Source organism: Starkeya sp. ORNL1 (genome assembly GCF_012971745.1).
In the GTDB taxonomy this organism is placed as follows: domain Bacteria; phylum Pseudomonadota; class Alphaproteobacteria; order Rhizobiales; family Xanthobacteraceae; genus Ancylobacter.
The window spans coordinates 525,010-546,510 of sequence record NZ_CP048834.1 but is presented as its reverse complement, the minus strand read 5'-3'; the positions used below and the strand labels follow the sequence as shown (position 1 = coordinate 546,510).

General features: G+C 64.5%; 23 protein-coding genes and 3 tRNA genes. 8 read left to right on the top strand and 18 right to left on the bottom strand.

Annotation, left to right across the window (positions count from 1 at the left end):
• The first annotated feature begins 93 nt into the window (after positions 1–93).
• Positions 94–663 carry an elongation factor P gene (efp, locus tag G3545_RS02665; protein ID WP_170009587.1) on the top strand — a complete coding sequence of 190 codons (570 nt, stop codon included), beginning with the start codon at positions 94–96 and terminating at the stop codon, positions 661–663.
• Positions 664–724: 61 nt separating this feature from the next.
• On the opposite strand, the gene smpB is transcribed toward efp, so the two are convergent.
• The 4 genes from smpB to dapA all read right to left on the bottom strand — a co-directional run bounded on the left by smpB (position 725) and on the right by dapA (position 2,639).
• Positions 725–1,198, bottom strand: a complete 474-nt coding sequence (gene smpB / locus G3545_RS02660; protein ID WP_170009585.1) for an SsrA-binding protein SmpB — start codon at positions 1,196–1,198, stop codon at positions 725–727.
• A gap of 9 nt (positions 1,199–1,207) precedes the next feature.
• The gene (locus tag G3545_RS02655; protein WP_281411701.1) at positions 1,208–1,420 is read right to left on the bottom strand and encodes a type II toxin-antitoxin system RelE/ParE family toxin; all 213 of its coding nucleotides are present in this window, start codon (positions 1,418–1,420) and stop codon (positions 1,208–1,210) included.
• 76 nt (positions 1,421–1,496) lie between these two features.
• Positions 1,497–1,724: a hypothetical protein gene (locus G3545_RS02650; protein WP_246702663.1), complete on the bottom strand. Its 228-nt coding sequence runs from the start codon at positions 1,722–1,724 to the stop codon at positions 1,497–1,499.
• Between the two features lie 24 nt (positions 1,725–1,748).
• Positions 1,749–2,639 carry a 4-hydroxy-tetrahydrodipicolinate synthase gene (gene dapA / locus G3545_RS02645; protein ID WP_170009580.1) on the bottom strand — a complete coding sequence of 297 codons (891 nt, stop codon included), beginning with the start codon at positions 2,637–2,639 and terminating at the stop codon, positions 1,749–1,751.
• 337 nt (positions 2,640–2,976) lie between these two features.
• On the opposite strand from dapA, the gene G3545_RS02640 reads away from it, so the two are divergent.
• Positions 2,977–5,214 (top strand): lytic transglycosylase domain-containing protein, encoded by a 2,238-nt coding sequence (locus G3545_RS02640; protein ID WP_170009578.1) that lies wholly within the window; start codon positions 2,977–2,979, stop codon positions 5,212–5,214.
• A 264-nt stretch (positions 5,215–5,478) separates the two neighbouring features.
• Here G3545_RS02640 and G3545_RS02635 read toward each other — a convergent pair whose 3' ends face one another.
• The 10 genes from G3545_RS02635 to G3545_RS02590 form a co-directional block, all read right to left on the bottom strand.
• Positions 5,479–5,628 (bottom strand): hypothetical protein, encoded by a 150-nt coding sequence (locus G3545_RS02635; RefSeq protein WP_170009576.1) that lies wholly within the window; start codon positions 5,626–5,628, stop codon positions 5,479–5,481.
• A 4-nt stretch (positions 5,629–5,632) separates the two neighbouring features.
• Positions 5,633–7,762 carry an OmpA family protein gene (locus G3545_RS02630; RefSeq protein ID WP_246702662.1) on the bottom strand — a complete coding sequence of 710 codons (2,130 nt, stop codon included), beginning with the start codon at positions 7,760–7,762 and terminating at the stop codon, positions 5,633–5,635.
• 118 nt (positions 7,763–7,880) lie between these two features.
• Positions 7,881–9,140 carry an aminopeptidase gene (locus G3545_RS02625; protein ID WP_170009573.1) on the bottom strand — a complete coding sequence of 420 codons (1,260 nt, stop codon included), beginning with the start codon at positions 9,138–9,140 and terminating at the stop codon, positions 7,881–7,883.
• Positions 9,141–9,324: 184 nt separating this feature from the next.
• Positions 9,325–9,648: a hypothetical protein gene (locus G3545_RS02620; protein ID WP_170009572.1), complete on the bottom strand. Its 324-nt coding sequence runs from the start codon at positions 9,646–9,648 to the stop codon at positions 9,325–9,327.
• Positions 9,649–9,854: 206 nt separating this feature from the next.
• Positions 9,855–9,931 (bottom strand) — tRNA-Arg (locus tag G3545_RS02615).
• Between the two features lie 37 nt (positions 9,932–9,968).
• On the bottom strand, positions 9,969–10,274 hold the full coding sequence (locus G3545_RS02610; RefSeq protein ID WP_170009571.1) for an ETC complex I subunit: 306 nt from the start codon (positions 10,272–10,274) through the stop codon (positions 9,969–9,971).
• 83 nt (positions 10,275–10,357) lie between these two features.
• Positions 10,358–10,434: transfer RNA gene (locus tag G3545_RS02605), tRNA-Pro, on the bottom strand.
• Positions 10,435–10,515: 81 nt separating this feature from the next.
• Positions 10,516–10,950 carry a DUF192 domain-containing protein gene (locus G3545_RS02600; protein ID WP_246702846.1) on the bottom strand — a complete coding sequence of 145 codons (435 nt, stop codon included), beginning with the start codon at positions 10,948–10,950 and terminating at the stop codon, positions 10,516–10,518.
• Positions 10,951–11,146: 196 nt separating this feature from the next.
• Positions 11,147–11,752: a cold-shock protein gene (locus G3545_RS02595; RefSeq protein ID WP_170009569.1), complete on the bottom strand. Its 606-nt coding sequence runs from the start codon at positions 11,750–11,752 to the stop codon at positions 11,147–11,149.
• 141 nt (positions 11,753–11,893) lie between these two features.
• On the bottom strand, positions 11,894–12,604 hold the full coding sequence (locus G3545_RS02590) for a Sir2 family NAD-dependent protein deacetylase (RefSeq protein ID WP_246702845.1): 711 nt from the start codon (positions 12,602–12,604) through the stop codon (positions 11,894–11,896).
• A 137-nt stretch (positions 12,605–12,741) separates the two neighbouring features.
• On the opposite strand from G3545_RS02590, the gene G3545_RS02585 reads away from it, so the two are divergent.
• On the top strand, positions 12,742–13,161 hold the full coding sequence (locus G3545_RS02585) for a VOC family protein (protein ID WP_170009567.1): 420 nt from the start codon (positions 12,742–12,744) through the stop codon (positions 13,159–13,161).
• A gap of 166 nt (positions 13,162–13,327) precedes the next feature.
• Positions 13,328–13,402, top strand: a tRNA-Glu gene (locus tag G3545_RS02580).
• An 86-nt stretch (positions 13,403–13,488) separates the two neighbouring features.
• Here the strand turns inward: G3545_RS02580 and G3545_RS02575 are convergent.
• The 4 genes from G3545_RS02575 to G3545_RS02560 all read right to left on the bottom strand — a co-directional run bounded on the left by G3545_RS02575 (position 13,489) and on the right by G3545_RS02560 (position 15,611).
• Positions 13,489–13,671 (bottom strand): hypothetical protein, encoded by a 183-nt coding sequence (locus tag G3545_RS02575; protein ID WP_170009565.1) that lies wholly within the window; start codon positions 13,669–13,671, stop codon positions 13,489–13,491.
• 103 nt (positions 13,672–13,774) lie between these two features.
• Complete coding sequence (locus tag G3545_RS02570) at positions 13,775–14,122, bottom strand: DUF1622 domain-containing protein (RefSeq protein ID WP_246702661.1); 348 nt, start codon at positions 14,120–14,122, stop codon at positions 13,775–13,777.
• 135 nt (positions 14,123–14,257) lie between these two features.
• Entirely contained in the window at positions 14,258–15,118 is an 861-nt protein-coding gene (locus tag G3545_RS02565; RefSeq protein WP_170009563.1) for a Na+-dependent transporter, read from the bottom strand.
• A gap of 49 nt (positions 15,119–15,167) precedes the next feature.
• Positions 15,168–15,611 (bottom strand): DUF202 domain-containing protein, encoded by a 444-nt coding sequence (locus tag G3545_RS02560; protein WP_170009561.1) that lies wholly within the window; start codon positions 15,609–15,611, stop codon positions 15,168–15,170.
• A gap of 386 nt (positions 15,612–15,997) precedes the next feature.
• Here G3545_RS02560 and G3545_RS02555 point away from each other — a divergent pair, with 386 nt between their 5' ends.
• From G3545_RS02555 to G3545_RS02540, 4 genes are all read left to right on the top strand, one after another.
• Complete coding sequence (locus tag G3545_RS02555; RefSeq protein WP_170009559.1) at positions 15,998–17,500, top strand: arylsulfatase; 1,503 nt, start codon at positions 15,998–16,000, stop codon at positions 17,498–17,500.
• Positions 17,501–17,877: 377 nt separating this feature from the next.
• On the top strand, positions 17,878–18,864 hold the full coding sequence (locus G3545_RS02550; protein WP_170009557.1) for a nitronate monooxygenase: 987 nt from the start codon (positions 17,878–17,880) through the stop codon (positions 18,862–18,864).
• 38 nt (positions 18,865–18,902) lie between these two features.
• Complete coding sequence (locus G3545_RS02545; protein ID WP_170009555.1) at positions 18,903–19,199, top strand: antibiotic biosynthesis monooxygenase; 297 nt, start codon at positions 18,903–18,905, stop codon at positions 19,197–19,199.
• A 456-nt stretch (positions 19,200–19,655) separates the two neighbouring features.
• Positions 19,656–21,488, top strand: coding sequence for a DUF6600 domain-containing protein (locus G3545_RS02540; protein ID WP_170009553.1), 1,833 nt, complete (start codon positions 19,656–19,658; stop codon positions 21,486–21,488).
• Positions 21,489–21,501: the final 13 nt, after the last annotated feature.

Genomic DNA, 21,501 nt, shown 5'->3' with positions numbered 1-21,501 from the left:
GGGGTTGGCGGCAGGCGGGCGCGCTTGTATAGGAGGCGCCCAACGGAATCCCGGTGCAGCGGCCCCGCCGCACCCAACAGCCAGAGGACCGTAATGGTCAAGGTCATCGCCAGCACGCTGCGCAAGGGCAACGTGGTCGACATCGACGGCAAGCTCTATGTCGTTCTTACCGCCGACAACATCCACCCCGGCAAGGGCACGCCGGTCACGCAGCTCGACATGCGCCGCATCTCCGATGGCGTGAAGATCTCCGAGCGCTACCGCACCACCGAGCAGGTGGAGCGCGCCCATGTCGAAGACCGCCCGCACACCTTCCTGTATTCGGACGGCGAGGGCTATCATTTCATGAACCCGGAGAATTACGACCAGGTCGCGGTGCAGAAGGATGTCATCGGCGATCAGGCCGCCTATCTCCAGGAGGGCATGCAGGTCATGCTATCCATGCATGAGGGCAACGCCATCGCCATCGATCTGCCGCAGCGCGTGGTGCTGGAAGTGACCGACACCGAGCCGGTGACCAAGGGCCAGACCGCCTCGTCCTCCTACAAGCCCGCCATCCTCTCGAACGGCGTACGCTCCGCGGTGCCGCCGCATGTCGGCATCGGCACCCGCATCGTCGTCATGACGTCGGACGGTTCCTATGTGGAGCGCGCGAAGGACTGACGCCAAGCCATTGGCGTCATGAGAAAAAGGCGCCGTTACCGGCGCCTTTTTTGTTGGCCGGTCAGCCGCGGTCGCGCATCAGCCGCTGCTTGTCGCGTGCCCAGTCCTTGGCCTTCAGCGCCTCTCGCTTGTCATGCGCCTTGCGGCCACGCGCGATGGCAAGCTCGACCTTGGCTCGGCCCTGCTCGTTGAAATAGATGCGCAGCGGCACCACGGTCATGCCCTCGCGCTCCACCGCCTGCCACAGCTTGGCAATCTCGCGCCGGTGCAGCAGCAGCTTGCGCGGCCGGCGAGGCTCGTGATTGAAGCGGTTGGCCTGGAGATATTCCGGGATGAACGAGTTGTAGAGGATCGCTTCGCCGGACTTGGCCGTGGCGTAGCTTTCGGCAATGGTCGCCTTGCCGCCGCGCAGGCTCTTCACCTCGGTGCCGGACAGCGCAATGCCGGCCTCGAAGACCTCGCCGATCTCATAGTCGAACCGCGCCCGCCGATTATCGGCGACGACCTTGCGGGGGAGGACTTTCTTCTCGGTCATCGGCACGTCTCACTTCATTGCATCGTCGCGGTTTTGGGCCGTGTGAAATACGCCAAGGATCGCGATCTCGTCACGTTCATTGTCGATGGAATAGATAATGACGTAAGGCAGGCCCGCCACCCGCCACCTGCGATTGCCTGGATGGACGGCTGGCCGTCCCGCCTGGGGAGCTGAGGCGATATTGGCGAGCGACCGCATGATCGCTCCCGATACGGTTTTCAAGCCGCGTGGTGAGCGCGCTCGCAGAAGGCTTCGATACTGGCCAGCTGACTGCGCGCCTTGAGAGTGAAACGAACCCTCAAAGGTCGAACCGGAGCCAGATCTCTGCCATTTCCTCGTCGCTAGCAAACTCGCCGCGGGCGGCCTGTTCCATCGCGATCTCCACCTCCCGAATCTGCTCGGGAGTGAGTTCGTGATCAGCGCCATCCGCAACGGCAAGCTCCAGCAACAGGTCGGCGATCCGATCCTGTTCCTGGTCCGGCAATGCCTTCAGCTTCGCGATGGCCTCGTCCAGCAGCTTGGTCATGCCGACGAGCCTACCACGGCAGCCTCAGTTCAGCAGCCCGGCATGGACCATGGCGGCGCGCACCGTCTGCTTGGTCTTCTCGCTCACCGGCACCATCGGCAGGCGCGCTTCGTCGACCAGCTTGCCGAGCAGCGAGAGCGCATATTTGGTCGGCGACGGGTTGGTCTCGACGAACAGCGCCTGGTGCAGCGGGAACAGCCGGTCCTGGTAGCTCAGCGCGGTGTGGTAGTCGCCGGACAGGCAGGCGTTCTGGAATTCCGAGCACAGCTTCGGCGCCACGTTGGAGGCGACCGAGATGCAGCCGTCGCCGCCATGCGCCATGAAGGCGAGCGCGGTGGCATCCTCGCCGGAGAGCTGGTTGAAGCCCGGCCCCATCGCGGCGCGCTGCTGGCTGACACGCACCAGATTGGCGGTGGCGTCCTTCACCCCGGCGATGTTCTTCAGTTCGAACAGCCGCGCCATGGTCTCCACCGACATGTCGACGACCGAGCGGCCGGGAATGTTGTAGATGATGATCGGAATACCGATGCCGTCGTTGATCGCCTTGTAGTGCTGGTACAGGCCTTCCTGGCCCGGCTTGTTGTAATAGGGCGTCACCACCAGTACCGCATTCGCTCCCGCCTTCTCTGCATGCTGCGCGAGGCCGATCGCTTCCGCCGTGCTGTTGGAGCCGGCGCCGGCGATCACCGGTACGCGGCCGCCGGCCTGCTCGACGCACCACTCCACCACCTTGTGGTGCTCGTCGTGGGACAGCGTCGGGCTCTCGCCAGTGGTGCCGACCGGAACCAGGCCGTGTATGCCCTCTTCGATCTGCCAGTCGACCAGCCCGCGAAAGGCTTTCTCGTCGAGCGCGCCATCACGGAACGGCGTGACGAGAGCCGTAAATGAGCCACGGAATGGCGGCTGGTGGGGCATGGCGCGCTCCTGGGGAATCTCTGCGACGGCTTCGCCCGCGAATGATGTTCCAGGCGAAGGGGCAATCAGATATCGCGTCACGCGCCCGCGGGGAAGCGCCTTATTGGCACGTCAACCCTGATGGTGCTCCGTTCCTGCCTCGCACGTCATACGGGAGGCTGCCCCGGTTTCGCCCTCTTGCGGAGGCAGAAACACGCCTGCCGCGCGAATTATGATTGCGCGGACTGGGGTTGTGGTTAGCGTTTCGTCAATAAGATCGCGGGACAACTAGCCGTGCCGGCTTGCGAGCGCGGCGGTCAGAAGAAGTCTCGCGTCAGTGTCGGGAGAGCGTGAACCCATGCGCCATATAAGCGCGCGCCGTCTTGGCGTTCTGATGCCGTTTGCGGCCGTCCTGATGCTTGTGGCGGCCGGCTTCACCGCGCCTGCGAGCGCAGAGGCCAAGAAGCCACCCGCAAAGACCACGGCGGCCAAGCCCACCGACAAGAAGAGCGCGTCCAAGAAGGACGGCGGCAAGAAGGAAGCGTCGAAAAAGGACGCCAAAAAAGACGCCGCCAAGAAAGACGTGGCGAAAAAGGATTCGGCGAAGAAGGACGACGCCAAGCCTGCTGATTCGCAGTCCACCGGCTCAGTCAAGCCGGCGCCGCTTCCGGGCGCGCTCGGCTCGCTGCAGAGCGCCATGGATCTCGCCGAGAAGGGCCAGTCCGCCGCGGCGCTTGCCGCCGCCGACCAGCTCAGCGATCCCGGCGCCCGCGCTCTGGTGCGCTGGCTGACCATCCGTGCCGCGGCCCGCGATCTCGGCTTCGACCGGGCGGTCGCAATCATTCAGCAGCACCCGACGCTGCCGACTCCTACCGTGCTGCGCCGACGGCTCGAATATCTGCTGTTCGCCGAGAACCGCGATCCCGGCACGGTACGCGCCTTCTTCGCCGAGCAACGGCCGATCTCCGGCGAGGGCAAGCTCGCGCTTGCCCGTGCCCTGTTCGCCGCCGGCGACCGCACCGGCGGCACCGCGTGGCTGCGCGACGCCTGGCGCGAAGATCCGCTGATGGAAGATACCGAATCCACCGTCATGGTGGAGTTCGGCGGCCTGCTCACCCGCGCCGATCATAAATACCGCGCCGACAAGCTGCTCTACGCCGAGGACGCGACCCGCGGCCTGCGTGCGGCGCAGCGTGCCGGTGACGATGTCGTCGCCCTCGCCCGCGCCCGCATCGCGCTGTTCGCCAAGAATGGTGATCCGACCAAGCTGCTTGCCGCCGTGCCGCTCGGGCTGCGCAACGACCCGGCCTATCTCTACACCCAGGCCAAGATTGCACGCCGCGCCGGAGACGACGCGACCGCAGCCCGCATCCTGTCGAGCGCTCCAAAGGAGGCCGCCGCCATCGTCGACCCGGATGAATGGTGGGTCGAGCGCCGGCTGGTCGCCCGCGAACTGCTCGATCTCGGCGACGCCAAGACCGCCTACAAGATCGCGCGCGACGCCGCCCCGCCGGAAGACGATAACAAGCGCTCCGAGCAGCAATTCACCGCCGGCTGGATCGCCCTGCGCTTCCTCGGCGATGCCCGCACCGCCCAGCAGCATTTCGCCAAGATCGCCGAGGGCCAGTCGCATCCCGCGACCATCGCCCGCGGCTTCTATTGGCAGGGCCGTGCTGCCGAGGCGCTCGGTAATAATGCCGGCGCCCGCAGCCAGTACCAGGTCGCGGCCAATTACCCGACCGCCTATTACGGCCTGATCGCCCGCGCCCGGCTCGGCCTGACGGCGATGAGCGTGCGCGAGGCACCGGCACCGAGCGCGGCCCAGCGCACAGCCTTCTCGCGTGACGAAGGCGTGCAGATCTTCAAGCTGCTGCTCCAGCTCGGCGAGCGCGACCTCGCCATGGCCCTGGCCTCCGACCTGTCCGAGCGCCTGCCGGACGCCGCTTCGCTCGGCCTGCTCGCCGACATCGCCGAGGGTCAGCGCAATGCGCGGGCCATGGTGGTGATCGGCAAGAATGCGCTCAACCGCGGCATTCCGCTGGAAGCCGACGCCTATCCGACCATCGGCATTCCGAGCTACCGCCCGATCGGACCGGATGTCGACCGCGCCGTGGTCTACGCCATTGCCCGGCAGGAGAGCATGTTCAACGCCGCCGTGGTCTCGCGCGCCGGCGCCACCGGATTGATGCAGGTGATGCCGGCCACCGGGCGCACCATCGCCAAGCGCGAAGGCGTCCCCTTCGACGTCAAGAGCCTGCACAACAACCCGACGGTGAATGTGCAGTTCGGTGCGGCGGAGCTGCGCAGCCTGCTCGACAATTACGACAACAGCTATGTGCTGACCTTCGCCGCCTATAATGGCGGGCGCGGCAGCGTGGCCAAATGGGTTGCCGCCTATGGCGATCCACGCGATCCCGCCATCGACCCGATCGATTGGGTGGAGCGCATCCCCTTCTCCGAGACCCGCAATTATGTGCAGCGGGTGATGGAGAATGCGCAGGTCTACAAGACCCGCTTCGGCGGCCGCGGCACGCTGCAGATCGAAGCCGACCTGCGTGGCTCCCGCCCGAAGACCGAAGCCGTGGGCGGGCTTTAAGCCTGCGGTCTAACGGGACCAGACCGATGCATCCAAAATGACCGTCATCCCCGGCCTTGTGCCGGGGATCTCGATTCCGGACAGCGCATCGGGAATCGAGATGGCCGGCACAAGGCCGGCCATGACGGTGGGAACGACCGGCCCTTGGGACCGATCGTCGACTCTTGGGTCAGCCCCTTAGACTACGCCGCAGCCAGCAGCCGCCGCCGCAACCTGCAACGAAGGCCACGAGCAGCAGCGCCCCAACCTGCGCGGCGAAAGCCATCATGGTGTCCCCTCCGCCGGCTCGGCAGCGGGCGCGACGGTGTCGATTGCCACGCGGCGCGGCGCGCAGCCGCTGAGCCAGCCGGTGGCGAGGCCGATCGCCAGCGCGACGAGCAAATAGGGCCAGAGCTCCAGCGCCAGGAACAACATTGCCTTACCTCACTATGAATTCGATGCGCCGGCCGTCCGGCAGGCCGGTGGTGTTCGCAGCCGGCAGGCCGTCGCTCTCGCCATAGCCGATCGCGACCAGCCGGCCGGCGGAGATTCCGGCCTGGGCGAAATAATCGGCGACCGATTGCGCGCGTTGCGCCGCGAGGTCGTGATTGTCGGCGCCGTCGCCCTGCGCACCGCTATGGCCGGCGATCTCGATGGTCGCTTCCGGGCAACCCGAGGCGACGGCCGCGAGATGGTCGAGCAGGCCGCGGCTGGTCGGATCGAGCGCCGCGCTGCCCTTCTGGAAGCTGACGGAGCCGCGGCTCAGCAGATCGGTCAGCGCCTTCTGGCAACTGACCTTGTCCATCGGCGGCGGCGGCGGGGCGATCTCCAGCGTCACCTCGGCGGAAAAACCCGCCGGCAGGTCCGCGGCCAGCGCGGCACGGATCGCATCCACCGCTGCCGGATAGAGCGCGGTGCCGGAGAAGCGCAGCTTCTGGTCGTCGAGCCGGGCTTCGCCACCCTCCAGCCGCGCCAGTTCGCGCAAAGCGACCGCCGCGGCGCGGGCGAAGCCGTCCGGCGCGCCGAGCGCCACCGCCGAGACATCGTTCACCGCCGCGCCGAGCAATTGCACCCGCGCAAGCGCCAGCAGCGCGTCATGATCCTGACGCACCGGATAGAAGCCGGAGACCGTGAGCCCCTGCCCGTCCTTGCGCAGCCCGAACACGTAGGGCTTCACCACGGGCGGGCGCACATCGGATTTCTCCAGCGCGAAGCCACCGGGCAGCGGCGCGGCCAGTGCCGTACTCACCGCACCATAGGCGGCGGAATCCTGCGCCTCGCCGATGATAGAAAGCTTGGCGCCGATGCCGCGTATCTCGCCGATGCGCAACTTGGCCAGCTGATTCACCCCGAACACCGTCGCTGCCACCCAGGTCTCGGCGGACGGCCCGCCCGAGGCGATGCGCATCTCGTCGCTCACCGGCACACCGGGGAAAGCGGCGCGCACCGCGTCGCCGACCAGGCGCTTGGCATCCTCGGAGGGCGCATAGCCGACCACGCGCAGGCCATTGGCGCCGCGCAGCACGCCCCAGGTGAAGGGCGCGACCGTCGGCGGCTCGACGGCAAAACGCGTGACCGTATAGCCTTCGGGCACGGCACGGCGAGCCGCCGCGAGGGCGTCGTAGGCGGCAAAATCCGGCGCCCGGCCCTCAAGGGCGATGGTGGTATCGGAAAGCGTCACCTTGCCGCCCGGCAGCCGGCCAAGTTGCTGGAGCGCGAACGCGGCCGCCCGCAGCCAGCCATCGGTCGGCGGCGCGCCATCGGCGAGGCGAAGCTGGTCCGAGATCGCCGCACCCGGCACCGCGCCGCGCACCGCGTCGAGCAGCGAGCGCCGGGCATCGCCGAGCGGGATGTAGCCGGAGAGCTGGACGCCGTCTTCCTCACGCTGTGCCGACCACAGGAAGGGCGAAACCGCCGGCGGCAGCACGGCGAAGCGCGCCAGCTTGAAATCCGACGGCAGCTCGGTGCGCACGGTCACTTCCAGCGCATCATAGGTGGCGAAGTCCGGCGCCCGGCCCTCGATGGAAAACGCATCGTCGGAGATGGTGACGCGCCCTGACGGCATCTTGGCCAATTGAGCGATGCCGAAGGCGACGACGCCGGCGAAATCGCCGGCCGGCACGCCGCGCGCCCGCACCAGTCCTTCCGCGCCGCTCACCGTCACGCCCGGCAGCATGGTGCGCGCCGCCTCCACGATACGCACCCGTGCATAGCGCGAGGGCACATAGCCCTCGAGCCGCAGGTTCGAGCCATCGCGAATGGCGGACAGCGTGAAGGGCCGGCGCTCCGGCAGCAGCGTGGTGCGGTCCTCAACCGTGCGCACGCCGGACATGCGGGCGAGTTCGGCGCGCACCTTCAGTCGCGCATCCTCGGAGAGCGCCTCGCCCTGCAGCAGCGCGTCGCGCCCGTCAAAGCTGGCTCGCGCCCAGGATTCGCCGATCTCGTTCATGAGGTTTTCGGCACGCTCGGAGAGATCGCTCTCCACCGGTGCGCGTGAGAAGAACACGGCCGCGGCGATAAGGAGGGCAAGAGGCGGCAGCCCCTTCCACCATGCGCGCCAGCGACACATGCGCTCCGTCTCCCCTGAGATCTTCCCCGTGCGCCTCCCCAGGCGCGGCGGGAGTTCACCATAGTTCGCGCGCATCAGGAAGCGAACTTGTCCGCGGCGAACCCGCTCACCCGGCGCGTCAAGCCCACTCGCCCTTGCGCATCACCGGCTCGGCCTCGCCGCTGAAGCTAATGCCGTCTACATCGATCTCGCCGGAACCGATCATCCAGTCGATATGGATCAGGCTGGAATTGGCGCCCTTCTCGGCGAGTTGCTCGGGCGTCAATGAAGCGCCGTCGATGAAGCACTTGCTGTAGGACTGGCCGAGCGCGATGTGGCTCGCGGCATTCTCGTCATAAAGCGTGTTGAAGAACAGCAGCCCGCTCTTCGAAATCGGCGAGGAATGCGGCACCAGCGCCACCTCGCCGAGACGGCGCGACCCCTCGTCGGTCTCCAGCACCTTCTCCAGCACGTCCTGCCCGGTACGGGCGCGGGCCTCGACGATGCGCCCGCCCTCGAACTTCACCGCGATGTCCTGGATCAGCGTGCCCTGGTAGGAGAGCGGCTTGGTGCTGGCGACATGACCGTCCACCCGCAGCTTGTGCGGCGTGGTGAACACTTCCTCGGTGGGGATATTGGCGTTGCAGACCACGCCGTTCTTGGCGGTGGAAGCGCCGCCCGCCCATTCATGGTCATCGGCGAGGCCGACGGTGAGGTCGGTACCCGGCCCGCGGAAGCGCAGGGACGCATAGCGCCGCGCGTTGAGCTGCGTGGTGCGGGCGTTGAGCTCGGCATTGTGCGCGCGCCATGCCGCCACCGGATCCGGCGTGTCGATCCGTGAGGCAGAGAAGATGGCGTGCCAGAGCTTGGCGACCGCGATGTCCTCGGGATCATCCGGGAACATCGCCTTGGCCCATGCCGGCGAGGCGAAGGAGACGATGGTCCAGTTGATGTCGAACCCGGCGATCAGCGACAGCGCCGGCATGTAGGCCTTCGAGCGCGCCCGATTGGCCCGCGAGACCTTACCCGTATCCTCATTGGCGAGCAGCGAGGGATTCTCGCCGGAAATAGCAAGCCGCGCCGCGCCGGAGCGAAACGCTGCCGCCATGCCGTCATAGAGCCAGGCGCTGGCGGCATCGAAGCTCGCGTCCGGCGCGTAATGAAAGCGCGCCAGCGTCGCCTCTTCATCGCTGAACAGCGTGGTGACGAGCGAAGCGCCGGCCTTGTAGGCATGCTCGGTGATCCGCCGCACCAGCGGCAGCGCATCGATCGACGCGGTCATCACCAGTTCCTGGCCGGGCTTCAGGCCAAGGCCGACATGCACCGCGACTTCGCCGAGCCGGTCGAGCCGCTCCTCATGCGAAAGGGTGTCGACAAGCGCGCCGGCATGTTTGGTCATGGAACTCTCCGATCCCGGGCAAGGTGCCCTTCTTGTCCCACAAGGGAACAAGAGACTGGGGCAGGATCAAGAGTGCCGCCGCAGAAAAGCCGGCAAAGGCCGTCGCGATTGCGCCGGACACGAAAAAGGCGACCCATTTCTGGGTCGCCCTTCTACGTGACAGGTGCGATCGTCCGGAGCGCAGTTATTTAGCGCGCTCGTTTGCGCGTTCCTGATTGATGATGTTCTGGTCGCCCGGCTGCTTCCAGATCAGAAGGTCACGAGCGGTCTTCTGACTGGGCACAGTCGCCTCGTGATCATAGATCGGGCCCGGGCCCGGCTCGACATACACATTGCGGCCTTCATAAACAGGGCCCGCGTAGCCCGGCTCGACAACCGTCACGCCCGGCTGGGCATAGACCTCGCCACGGGCATACGGATCGACCTGATAGTATTGGGCGTTCGCATTGATGATGCCACCGATCGACAGAATTCCCAGAGTAGCGGCAGCAAGAACGATCTTGCGCATGGTTATTCTCCATCCTCTTTGGAAGTCTCGGAACGATGCGCACAGCGTGCGCTGCATTCGGACAGACAACTTCCGATGTGGGGGATGGTTCCGTGTGCAGAACGGCACAATGGATCAGCCTACCGCGGCAACGGCCCTGATGCACCCGACAGCCGGCGCCAGGACCAAACGGGACAGCAATCCCGACGTTCGCAGCGGAAGAAGGCTGGCGACCCCGGCTGGGCTCGAACCAGCGACCTGCCGCTTAGAAGGCGGCTGCTCTATCCAGCTGAGCTACGGGGCCGATGCAGCGGCTGTTATAGACGAAAATGCCGCGGGGCTCAGTGCGTCCACTGGCCGATGCGGCGGAAGCTGAAATTGTCGGAATAGGCGATCTTGCGCCGGATCGGCTCTTTCGGCTCCTGCACCTGAAAGGCGATGCCGCGGCGCTCGGCATAGGCGATGGCTTCTTCCTTGGTGTCGAACGTCAGCCGGAGCTGGCTCTTCATGTCGCCTGAAGAGGTATAGCCCATCAGCGGCTCGACCTGGCGAGGCTGCTCGGGCTCATAGTCCAGCACCCAGAGTTCGGTCTTGGCGTTGCCGGACTGCATCGCATTCCGGGCCGGCTTGTAGATGCGTGCAACCATCTGCCCCTCGCTCCCACTCATTCCCAGGCACTCATGCCCGGGTCCGCCGCCTGCCGCAGCGTTCCCGACGCGACGCGGCCGGCTGGTCGGGGCAGCAGGATTCGAACCTGCGACCTGAAGTACCCAAAACTTCCGCGCTACCGGGCTGCGCTATGCCCCGCACCGGCCACATCACGTCCACGTCGGATGACATGGCGGACGCCGAGCGTCAAGCGGCGCGATGCCGACCTGGCCGACCGCCCTAATCGTTCGGGAACAGATGATGGCGCACCCGGTCACCCACGGCGATGCCGCGCGCCTTGGCGGTACCGGCCGGCAGTTCCAGCACCGCCCGCACCGGGCCGCCGGAGGAGATGGTCTCGGTGGAAAGCGGCGTGGTGTTCGCCGCGATGCTGGCGATGCGCCCGTCCGAGCGGATGAACACCATATCGAGCGGCAGGTAAGTGTTCTTCATCCACATATAAACCTGCTGGTCAGTGCGGAAATCGAACAGCATGCCGGCGTCGGGGGCGAGTTCGGTGCGGTACATCAGCCCCTTGGCGCGCTCGTCCGAGGTGAGCGCCATCTCCACCTTGAAGGCCACCGGCCCCGATTTGGTATCTATGCTGAGCGGCTCGACCGTCGCCGCGTGGGCAGACGGCACACACGCGGCAGCGGCAAAAGCGAGCGCCGCCATGACGAGGCCGGCGGCGAGCAAGGAGCGCCTGCTGGCAGGAGCAAGTCCGGAAATCGCAAATCGCGCAAGGACAGATCGCATGGGTGCAAATCGCATGGAATGAGGAGCGGCTGGCGCTCCCCTCGGTGGCGGGACAGCGATCAATGCACTCGCAATGCCGTCGCAATCAAGGCGGCGCCGCTTCAAGCTAAAGCGATCAATGCGATGACGGCGTCGACGCCCCGTCGGGGCGCACCTCGGCGGCCATCAGGCCCTTCGGCCCCGGCCCGAAGCGCACCAGCACCACTTGGCCGGGCCGCAATTCGGTAAGGCCATGGCGGCGCAGCGTCTCCATGTGCACGAAGATGTCCGGCGTGCCCTCCCCGCGCGAAAGGAAGCCGAAGCCGCGCAGCCGGTTGAACCATTTGACGAAGGCGCGCTCGAAACCGCCGGTCGGCTGCACCGAGACGTGGGTGCGCGCCTGTGGCAGCTGTGAATGGTGCACCGCGGTGCTCTCGTCCATCGAGATCACCCGCAGCGCCTGGAAGCCACGGTCGCGCGCCACCGCCTCGCAGACGACGCGGGCACCTTCCTGTGCCGTCTGGTAGCCGCCGCGGCGCAGGCAGGTAACATGCAACAGCACGTCCGCACCGCCACGATCCGGCACGATAAAGCCGTAACCCTTTGAAACGTCGAACCATTTTATGGTGCCGGCGATCTGTACCAGGCCCGGCACCGTATCCGGGTTCAAATCGTCCGCGTGTTCGTCGAACGAACCGCGATCATTCAGACCATATCTGGGTCCCGATGCATCGGACACCATGCAGCCCTACGCCCCCGCCACGCAAAACCCTTGACGCCTTAAGCGAGTACCTAGTCGATTCCCCGCTATTGCCCAGCATAACACTGCATTGCGCCACGAAAACACCCAAATTGATTCGCGTAACGTTCGTGCACCGCTTCGTTAATGCGCTGTGGATATCCCTTCGAGTACGTCGCCGATGTCGGCGTGGATGACGAGGTCGGCGAAATCGTCGAGTTCCGTCGCCTCGCGGTTGATTATGACGAGTTCTGCACCCGCCCGCTTCGCCTCGATCGGAAAACCGGCAGCAGGATAGACCACCAGAGAAGAACCGATGGCGAGGAAAACGTCGCAGGCGAGGCTCAGCTTGCGCGCCCGCGCCATTTCGTCCACCGGCATGGCCTGGCCGAAGGAGATGGTCGCGGTCTTGATCGGCCCGTCGCAATCCGGACAGTCCGGCGCCGCGCCGCCCGCGGCGTCGAAACGGGTGCGCACCCAAGGCAGCTCATAGCGCGTGCCACAATCGAGGCAGGTCGCGTAGGTGCTGTTGCCGTGCAATTCTACCAGCTTGCTGTCCGGCACGCCGGACGCCTGGTGCAGCCCGTCAATGTTCTGGGTGACGACGCCGAGCAGCCGGCCATCCGCCACCATGTCGGCGAGCGCCTTGTGTCCCCTGCCCGGCTGCGCGCCGCCGAATGCCTGCTCCATGGCGAAGCGCCGCCGCCACGCCTCGTTGCGCGCCGTCCGGCTGGCGACGAACTCGTCGAAATCGATCGGCCGGTTCCTGGTCCACAGCCCGCCGGGCGAGCGGAAATCCGGTATGCCGCACTCGGTCGAGATGCCGGCGCCGGTGAAGGCGAGCCCGGCCCGCATGCCCGCGACCACGCGCCTAAGTTCCGTGCGCGCGGCCTTGATGTCGCCGTCCACCACCATATGTTGCTGCCGCCTATGCGCCGCTCAGGCACGGCCACCGACCATTATGCGGGGTGCCGGCCATTACGGGGATTGCCATGAAGTATTTGCACACGATGGTGCGTGTCACCGATATCGACGCCTCGCTCGACTTCTATGTCAACAAGCTCGGCCTCCAGGAGACCCGCCGCCGCGAGTCGCCGCAGGGCCGCTACACGCTGATCTTCGTTTCCGCTCCCGGCCAGGAAGGCGCCGAGATCGAGCTGACCTATAATTGGGATCCCGAGGAATATGGTGAAGGCCGCAATTTCGGCCACCTCGCCTTCGAGGTCGATGACATCTATGCGACCTGCGAGAAGCTGCAAAAGGCCGGAGTGACCATCAACCGCCCGCCGCGCGATGGCTACATGGCGTTCGTGCGCTCGCCGGACAATGTCTCGATCGAGTTGCTGCAGAAAGGCGGCAAGCGCGAGCCGCAGGAGCCGTGGCTCTCCATGCCCAACACCGGTAAGTGGTGAAGCCGGGATAACAGGACGGCTGTGGCGACCTTTTAGCGTCAACGTCGCGGCCATCTGACGAGACGCGTTGAAGAAACCTCAATGAGGGGATTCATCGCGCTGTGGATGACGGGGTGCGAGACGTCTTGTGCACCCCGTTCCTTGCCCCTATAAGGCACCCGCCTGCGCGCCCTTCGTCTATCGGTTAGGACGCCACCCTTTCACGGTGGAGAGAGGGGTTCGACTCCCCTAGGGCGCGCCAGCTGCCAAGCCTTTGTGCTGGCCTGAAGTTTCCGTAAATCAACGCCTTTGGCTGCCGCCCTCATACAATCGGGTGATACAAGTCGGCTAACCGCCGGGATCGCGCTTTCCGACATTGAGGCGGAGTTCTTGCGCGAGCTTCTGGCCGCCGACGAGGCGCCGCGCAAGGACGGCGACGGCCACCGCCAGTTCCAAACCTCCAAAGAGCGGGCGAAGTAGCCCGACCTTGTGCACATCGACTTCAACCGCCGAGGCATGGAAGACGATCACCACATCCCCCACGGGGAACTGCTTGAGTAGGACCAGCCCGTCTACCGCGCGGCGCTCTCTAAGCGAGAGCCCTCGTGAAGCTCCCACGGTGGACCTAGAGGATTCATTCGGGCTCTTCCGTCTTCATCTCCCGTTGATCGCGTTCAAGGAAGAAATTAAGGAACGTGCGGATGACAGCAATAGCGCCGAGCTGGCCGACCTCGTTCCAGCTTGGAGCCGATGAAGTAGCTATGATATCAGCGCCTAGCTGGAACGTTAATCCAGCAATGAGCCAGCGCGAATAGCGAAGCCACACCACACGGGAACCCGGGATATCCTCGCAGCGCGCAAACATGAAACGCAGACCACTGACAAAGGCCTGTAGCGTTCCGCCTGCGATAAACAGAAGAGCCATCAGCTCGATCGTGGGGACCACGATTTCGGTCAGGGCGAGGAGCCATTCACGCACCACGGCCGCCTCCACGCTTCTTGCAATAGCTCGCCCGGCGCATCGACGCCGTTGACCGCTGTGGCAGCAATCCGGGGACGCCGCGCCGCCGCCGCCAGTTATGGCGCAGCATCTGCATTCCTCCCGTCTCCGCCGCCGTTATCCGAGGGTGCTCCGAGCAGTCTTTCGCCGCCAGCGAACGTACGGAATGGATACCAAAGTCCCGACGACGAGATGATAGAGCACGACCGCGAGCGCGGCTTTCTCGTCAGGAAAATTCAGACTAATGATCGCGATGGCAACGCCCGGATGCCGAGTTCCCGTGGCCAATGCCAAGGCCGTGCGATCCCCCGCAACTGGCCCACCAAGACTGTGGCCGACCAGCAGGCCAATCAACGTGAAGGCAATCAGCACAAGCGCGACGCCGTTTCCGACTAATCCCCACACCACGGGCCACGTTGTGAAGAGAACGGGCAGACAGGCGAGCACCAACAACACCATTGCGACCAAGGCGGTCGGACGCTTCACGCGGGCCGCAAGCTCCGGCAGGAAGCGCTTGACCGCAATACCCGTCACTAGCGGCGCGAGGACCGTTATCAAAACGATGAACGCAATCCTTGTCGGAGGCGCCCCGAGATGGAGACCGAAAAGCAGTCCGACAAGGCTCACCCCAAGTGGGGCCAGCAACACCGAGAACAGTGAGGCGGCGACCAGCAGACCGATCGCGTAACGCTCCGAACCGCCCGCCTTTCGCTGCTTGCCGGGCAGTATCGGTGGCACAGGAGAAATTGCGAGCGCCACGAGCGCGATTTCAACCGGGCGGGCCATGTCGACCAGAAGCGCAATCGCTGCGGCGATGATCACCATAACCACGTTCATAGACGCAATCGACCGGAACAGCAGCAAAGGTCGGTGAAACAGATAGAGTGCGTCCTTGCGTTCCGCGTCGAGCCCTAGCGCAAGCACGAGCAGAAAGATGCTGATGCTGATGATGAGCGGGATAAGTTGTGCTGCCGTCATGGCTTCCGGCTCGTCTCGTTTGTGGCGAAGCAGGCGTCGATAACACTCGTCAGAGCGACCGCGTCACCACCGCAAAAAATGCGAAGACGCCTATGAGGATCAGCGTAATCGAGACGGCATAAAGCGGCGTGTGTATGGGTCCATCTTCTACGCCAACAAGCGGAGTGAAGTTGCCTCCGTTCAGGTACCTGGAAACTCTGTGATACTGCCAAACAGAGACGACAAGTGCGAGGATACCGGCCGCGATCATGGCCAGGCCGAGATAACGCGGCGCCTGTGGGTCGGAGGCATCCGCAACGCCGGGCATGTTGCCGAAGCGCTCGAAGAACTGGACGATGGTGAAGCCAAACGCGATGAGCGACACCGACGTCCGAACCCAAGACATCAAGGTCCGCTCAAGGCTGAGGCGCGTGCGAAGCCACGCAAAATGACTGTCCGATGTCGGCTTGACCGTGAAGCGGCTCGCATCGTGGTCTACCGGTTCTGCCGCCATGACAACCCGCCGCAACCTTCAAGCATTTGCTGCCAGAAGGTATTGACGGTCTGACTCAAAAGCAAATCTCTTTGGCGAAGATTCGCGCTCGCGAATAGTGCGCCTTTCATAGTAATTTCCATCCGCATCCGGCTTGGCATTCACTGTCATATAATGCGGTATAAATAATTCTACAATGTTGGTTTACAAATGATGTTGGCGATAGTTCGTCGACTTTCTACCACCTGCTTTGCTGAAAGCTTCTGACATAAGAGTGGTAAATTCGAGGGCAACATTTCCTTGCATCGACCTTAGTTCAGGCATTCTACTTGGGGCACCCGGCGGTCCGCCGGTCGAGATAGCCAATGACGCATTAGCTCAGCAGAAAGCAGAGCAGGAGGAAGCAAATGGCTACGAGAAAACCCAACGTTCTAGTGATGTGGGGAGACGACATCGGTCAGTCGAATCTCAGCTGCTATTCACGAGGACTCATGGGCTACACGACGCCCAATATCGACCGCCTCGCCAGCGAAGGCATGCTGTTCACGGACTCTTATGCAGAGCAGAGCTGCACCGCCGGACGCGCCTCATTCATCACGGGCCAGTGCGGACTGCGTACCGGTCTCACCAAGGTTGGTCTTCCCGGTGCAGACTTGGGCTTAAAGGCTGAAGACATCACCATTGCCGAGGCTCTGAAGCCACTCGGTTACCGCACTGGCCAGTTTGGAAAGAACCACCTCGGCGACCGCGACGAGCATCTGCCGACCATGCACGGCTTCGACGAATTCTTCGGCAACCTCTATCACCTGAACGCCGAGGAAGAGCCCGAAGAGGTTGACTATCCGAATGCCAAAGACTTTCCCGAATTTAAGAAAAAGTATGGCCCGCGGGGCGTCCTGCACTGCTGGGCGGACGGCAAGGGCGGCCAGAAGATTGAGAACACTGGCCCGTTGACCAAGAAACGCATGGAAACGTGCGACGACGAGTTCCTTGCGGCGGCTAAAAAGTTCATCCAGGCCGCCCACGACGCCGGGGAGCCGTTCTTCGTCTGGTTCAACACCTCGCATATGCACGCCTGGACGCATGTGAAGCCCGAGAGCCGTGGTCAATCCGGCCGCTGGCAGTCCGAATACCACGACGTGATGATTGACCACGACAAGTGCATCGGTGAGATGCTGGACTTCCTGGACAAGCTTGGCATCGCGGACAATACGTTTGTGCAATACAGCACCGACAACGGCCCGCACATGAACACATGGCCGGACGCAGGCACGACGCCATTCCGAAACGAAAAAAACTCCAGCTGGGAAGGCGCGTATCGCGTGCCCCTATTGTTGCGCTTTCCTGGACAGATCAAAGCGGGCTCAATCTCGAATGAGATCATCAGCCACCAGGATTGGTTTCCAACCATCCTCGCGGTGGCTGGCGAACCAGACATCTCCGGCAAACTGAAGAAAGGCCACAAGATCGGCAAGAGAACCTATAAGGTTCATCTTGATGGATTCAACCTGCTTCCGTATCTGACTGGAAAGGAACCCAAAAGCCCGCGCAAGGGGTTCATCTACTTCACCGATGAAGGAGATGTTGCGGCTCTGCGCTACGACAATTGGAAGATAATGTTTATGGAGCAGCGAGTTGCGGGGACGCTCAAGATTTGGCAGGACCCCTTCGTAACGCTGAGAGCGCCCTATATCTTCAATCTGCGGATGGACCCGTATGAGCGGGCTCAGATCACCTCAAATACCTTTTACGACTGGATGTTCCGGCACATTTATATGCTCGTGCCCGCGCAGGCTATAGTCGCCGAGTTCTTGGAAACCTTCAAAGAGTTTCCGCCGCGGCAGAAAGCGGCGAGCTTCAGTCTCGACCACGTCGTCGCCAAGCTGACAGAGGCTTCGACTGGAGCGTAACTAACGCCTCCAGAGTTCGAAAACATCACATAAGCGGGGCGGATCCGTCGAGAGGTCCGCCCTGTCATTGTCAAGATCCCATCTGGAACGTGATTGGGATTAGAGCACGATAACCTCCCAACTCTGTTGTGGCGTTGCCAACCGTGCAGGCAAGCCATACAATTTTCAGCCAATTCAGACAACGCACGGCGACTTAATGCGGTGATTTTGCTGATGCTTCGAGACTGACGCTTAGCCTCCCTAGGACGCGTCACTCCGCTACCGACGATTTCGAGCGACCTAATCTTGCTGCGGCACGCATCGGATTGTTTTGCTCCCCGGTGTGTAGGTAGGGCTTATCCTGCTATGGTGTCTCGGTGATCCAATGGGCCCTGCCCATGCCCCTGAGCACACGACTTACCGAGCGTTTTTCCATCCGGCATCCCATCGTACTTGCCCCGATGGGGGTGATGGCCGGCGGGAGGCTTGCGGCAGCGGTGTCCAATGCCGGCGGACTCGGTCTGATCGGCGGCGGCTATGGCGACGAAGCCTGGCTGGACAAGGAGTTTGCTGCCGCGGGCAAAGCGCGTGTCGGATGCGGCTTCATCACGTGGTCGCTGGCAACCCGGCCACATCTGCTCGATCTCGTGCTGGCGCGGCGACCCGTGGCGCTCATGTTTTCATTTGGCTCGCCCGCGCCCTTTGCGGCGCGCTCCCAAGCAGCGGGAGTGCCGGTCCTCTGCCAGGTCCAGTCGATGACGCATGCACGTCGGGCGCTCGAAGCGGGCGCGGACGTCATCGTCGCGCAGGGCAATGAAGCCGGCGGCCACAGCGGTTCCCGCTCGACCTTCACGCTCGTTTCCGAAATAGCCGATCTTCTCGCGAAACAGGCACCGGAGACGGTTCTGGTCGCCGCGGGCGGTGTCGGCGACGGCCGCTCGCTCGCCGCGGCGCTGATGCTCGGCGCCGACGGCGTGCTGATCGGCACACGGTTCCTGGCAACTTTGGAATCTGCCGCGCCGCAGGGATTCCGTGAGGCGATTGTCGCCGCCGACGGCGATCAGACGATCAAGACCAAGACCGTGGACATTGCCCGCAACTATCATTGGCCGACAACCGAGTTCGTCACGCGCGTATTGAACAATCGATTTGTCGCGGCCTGGCACGGCCGCGAAGATCAACTGGCGCAGGAGCCGACGCTGTCAGTCCAGAGCAGGCTTTATTGGGATGCTTTCCACGCCGGCGACGCCGAGAACACCGGGGTCCTAATGGGAGAAGCAGCCGGCTTGATCCACAGCGTGGAGTCGGCCGCACGCGTGATCAATGACATTGTCGGACAAGCCGAGCGTCTGCTCGCGGACGGCCCGCGATGGATCGCCGATTGAAGCCATCGCTACCATCATACTTGCCATGAGGAGGGATCATGACTGCGTTCAACGTCGTGCGTTTCAAGGTCAAGCCTGGCATGGACGAGGCTTTTCTCGACGCCCATAGAAACATCGCCGGAAGTTGGCCCGGGATGCGGCACGCCAACATCATAAAGACTGGCGAGGGACGCTACTGCATCATCGCGGAATGGGAGAGCACGGAGGCGCTGGCCGCCGGACGCCCGGCGATGATCGCCACGCTCGACAGCTTCCGCCAGACACTTGAGGATCTGGGTGGCGGGCTCGGCGTAACGGACCCGGTCGCGGGACCGGTTGTCCTCTCGATGAAATAGCGGGCCGTGGGCTGGAGGCGACGCCGCGCGAGCCTGTAAGAAGCCCGCGGCCTGCGTCTCCGTGCCAAGCGTAAAGGAACGACGCAGCGTTCGCCAACTCAGGCAAACATATGACGGCGTCATTCGCTCCAGTTTCGCAATCTGCACGAGCAACGCGATAGCATACCTGAACACCGATCTATTCATTGACATGTTTGCGCCACAATAATTTGGAGCGCTATTACCCTCGCAATTATGCTGATTGCTTCGCAACCAAAAGGCGGCAATCGCGTTAATCCGTGCCTTCTCGTATGCGTAGGGAACTTGTCTATGATGAATTCTGGAAGCCGATGGCTCGTTGCTGGCCTGGCGGCAAGCTTCCTTGCCAGCTCGCTCGTGCCGCCTGCCAATGCGGAGACCTCTGCGATACGCCTGGCACAGGCTGGTCCCCAAGGCGGACCGCGAGCGGGCGCCCCGATGGACATCAACGTCTTCTATGACCAGCTCGCCGATCACGGCACATGGGTCGAGCACCCGGACTATCGGTACGTGTTCGTGCCCTCCGATGTCGGCCCCGGCTGGCGGCCCTATCAGGAGGGACGCTGGGTCTGGACCGACGCCTATGGCTGGTACTGGGATTCCGACGAGCCGTTCGGCTGGGCAACCTATCATTACGGCCGCTGGAGCTACGATCCGGCCTATGGCTGGTTCTGGGTTCCGGGCGACACCTGGGCGCCGGCCTGGGTGACGTGGCGGCGGGGCGGCGGCCGCACCGGTTGGGCGCCCATCGCACCCGATCGCGACGGCTTCGCCACCGGCCGGGCGAGCCACTATGACGCTCCCGTTGCGGAAAGCTGGGTCTTCATCGACGACCAGTACATGGGCGAGCGGGACATCGGCATCCATGCCGCGCCGATTCCCCAGATCAGCGTCTATCTGCGCGCCGCGCCGCAGGAATACGACCCGATCTGGGAGAATGGCTACTACGTCAATCGCGGCATCGAACGCGGCGCCTATGACCGGGTGGCCCGCACCCGAATCGTCAGCCGCGAGATCGTGGACGTGGATCGGAGCGACGACCTCTTCTATGACGACGCCGGCGGGCGCATCGGCGTCTTCGCGCCGCGCATCGCGTTCGGCGACCGCTTCGGGCCGCCCCGACGCGTGGTGCGCACCATCGAGCCAGACCGCCGCGTCGTCGTACGCCAATATGTGCGCGACGATACGCCCGGGCTGTTCGCACCGTCCGTCGCCCTTCTCAGCGCTCTCGATGACAATCGCCGGCGCGAACTGCGTGAACGCCGCCAATCCGACCGCGACCGCTATCAGCGCGACGTGCAGGAACTGGAGCGCGATCGCGCCGACCGCATTCGGGAGCTTCGCCAGCAAGCGGATGCGCGTGGCGATGCGCTGGAGCGCGAGCGTCGCGAGGCGATTGAGCAGCGACAGCAGCGCCTCGATCGTTTCAATCAGGAGCGTCGTGAACGGGCGCGCCAGGTGCAGGCACCGGCCGGCGCCCCGCGAAGCGATCAGCCGTCCGGCCAGCCGGGAATCGGCGCGCCGAACCGGCAGAATCAGCCCAACGGGCAGCAAGGCCAGCCGCAGGGGACCCAGCAGCAACCCGATCGTCGCCGCCCGGATGCGCAGCAGCGCCTCGATCAGCAGCGGCCGGACGCAGGGCCTCAAGGCCAGCAGCCCGATCAGCGCCGCCCGCAGCCGCAAGATGCGCAGCCTCAGGGAAACCAACAGCAGCAGCAGCAGGATCGCCGCCGTCCGGATGCGCAGCAGCCGCGCCCCGATCAGCAGCGGCCGGAGGCAGGGCCGAAAGGCCAGCAGCCCGATCAGCGCCGTCAGCCGCAACCGGATGCGCAGCCTCAGGAAACCCAGCAGCAACCGGATCGCCGCCGCCCGGATGCGCAGCAGCGCCCCGACCAGCAGCGGCCGGAGGCAGGGCCGAAAGGCCAGCAGCCCGATCAGCGCCGTCAGCCGCAGCCGGATGCGCAGCAGCCGCCGAGCCAGAAGCAGGATCGCCGCCAGCCGCAGACGGACCAGCGCCCCGATCAACAGCAGCGTCCCGACACCGCGCCGCGAAACCAGCAGCCCGAACAGCGCCGCCAGCCGCAACCGGATGCGCAGCAGCCGCGCGGCCAGCAGCAGCCACGCCAGCAGATGCAGCAGCGTGAAGATCAGGGGCAGCGGCCGCAGCAGGAAAAGCCGCGGCCCGAACAGGCTCCGGGGCAGCAGGGCGGGTCGAAGGGCTCTACCGACGCCCAGCCGGATCCGCGCCGCCAGCCGGTACCGCCGCAATAGCGGCGCGCCGAGC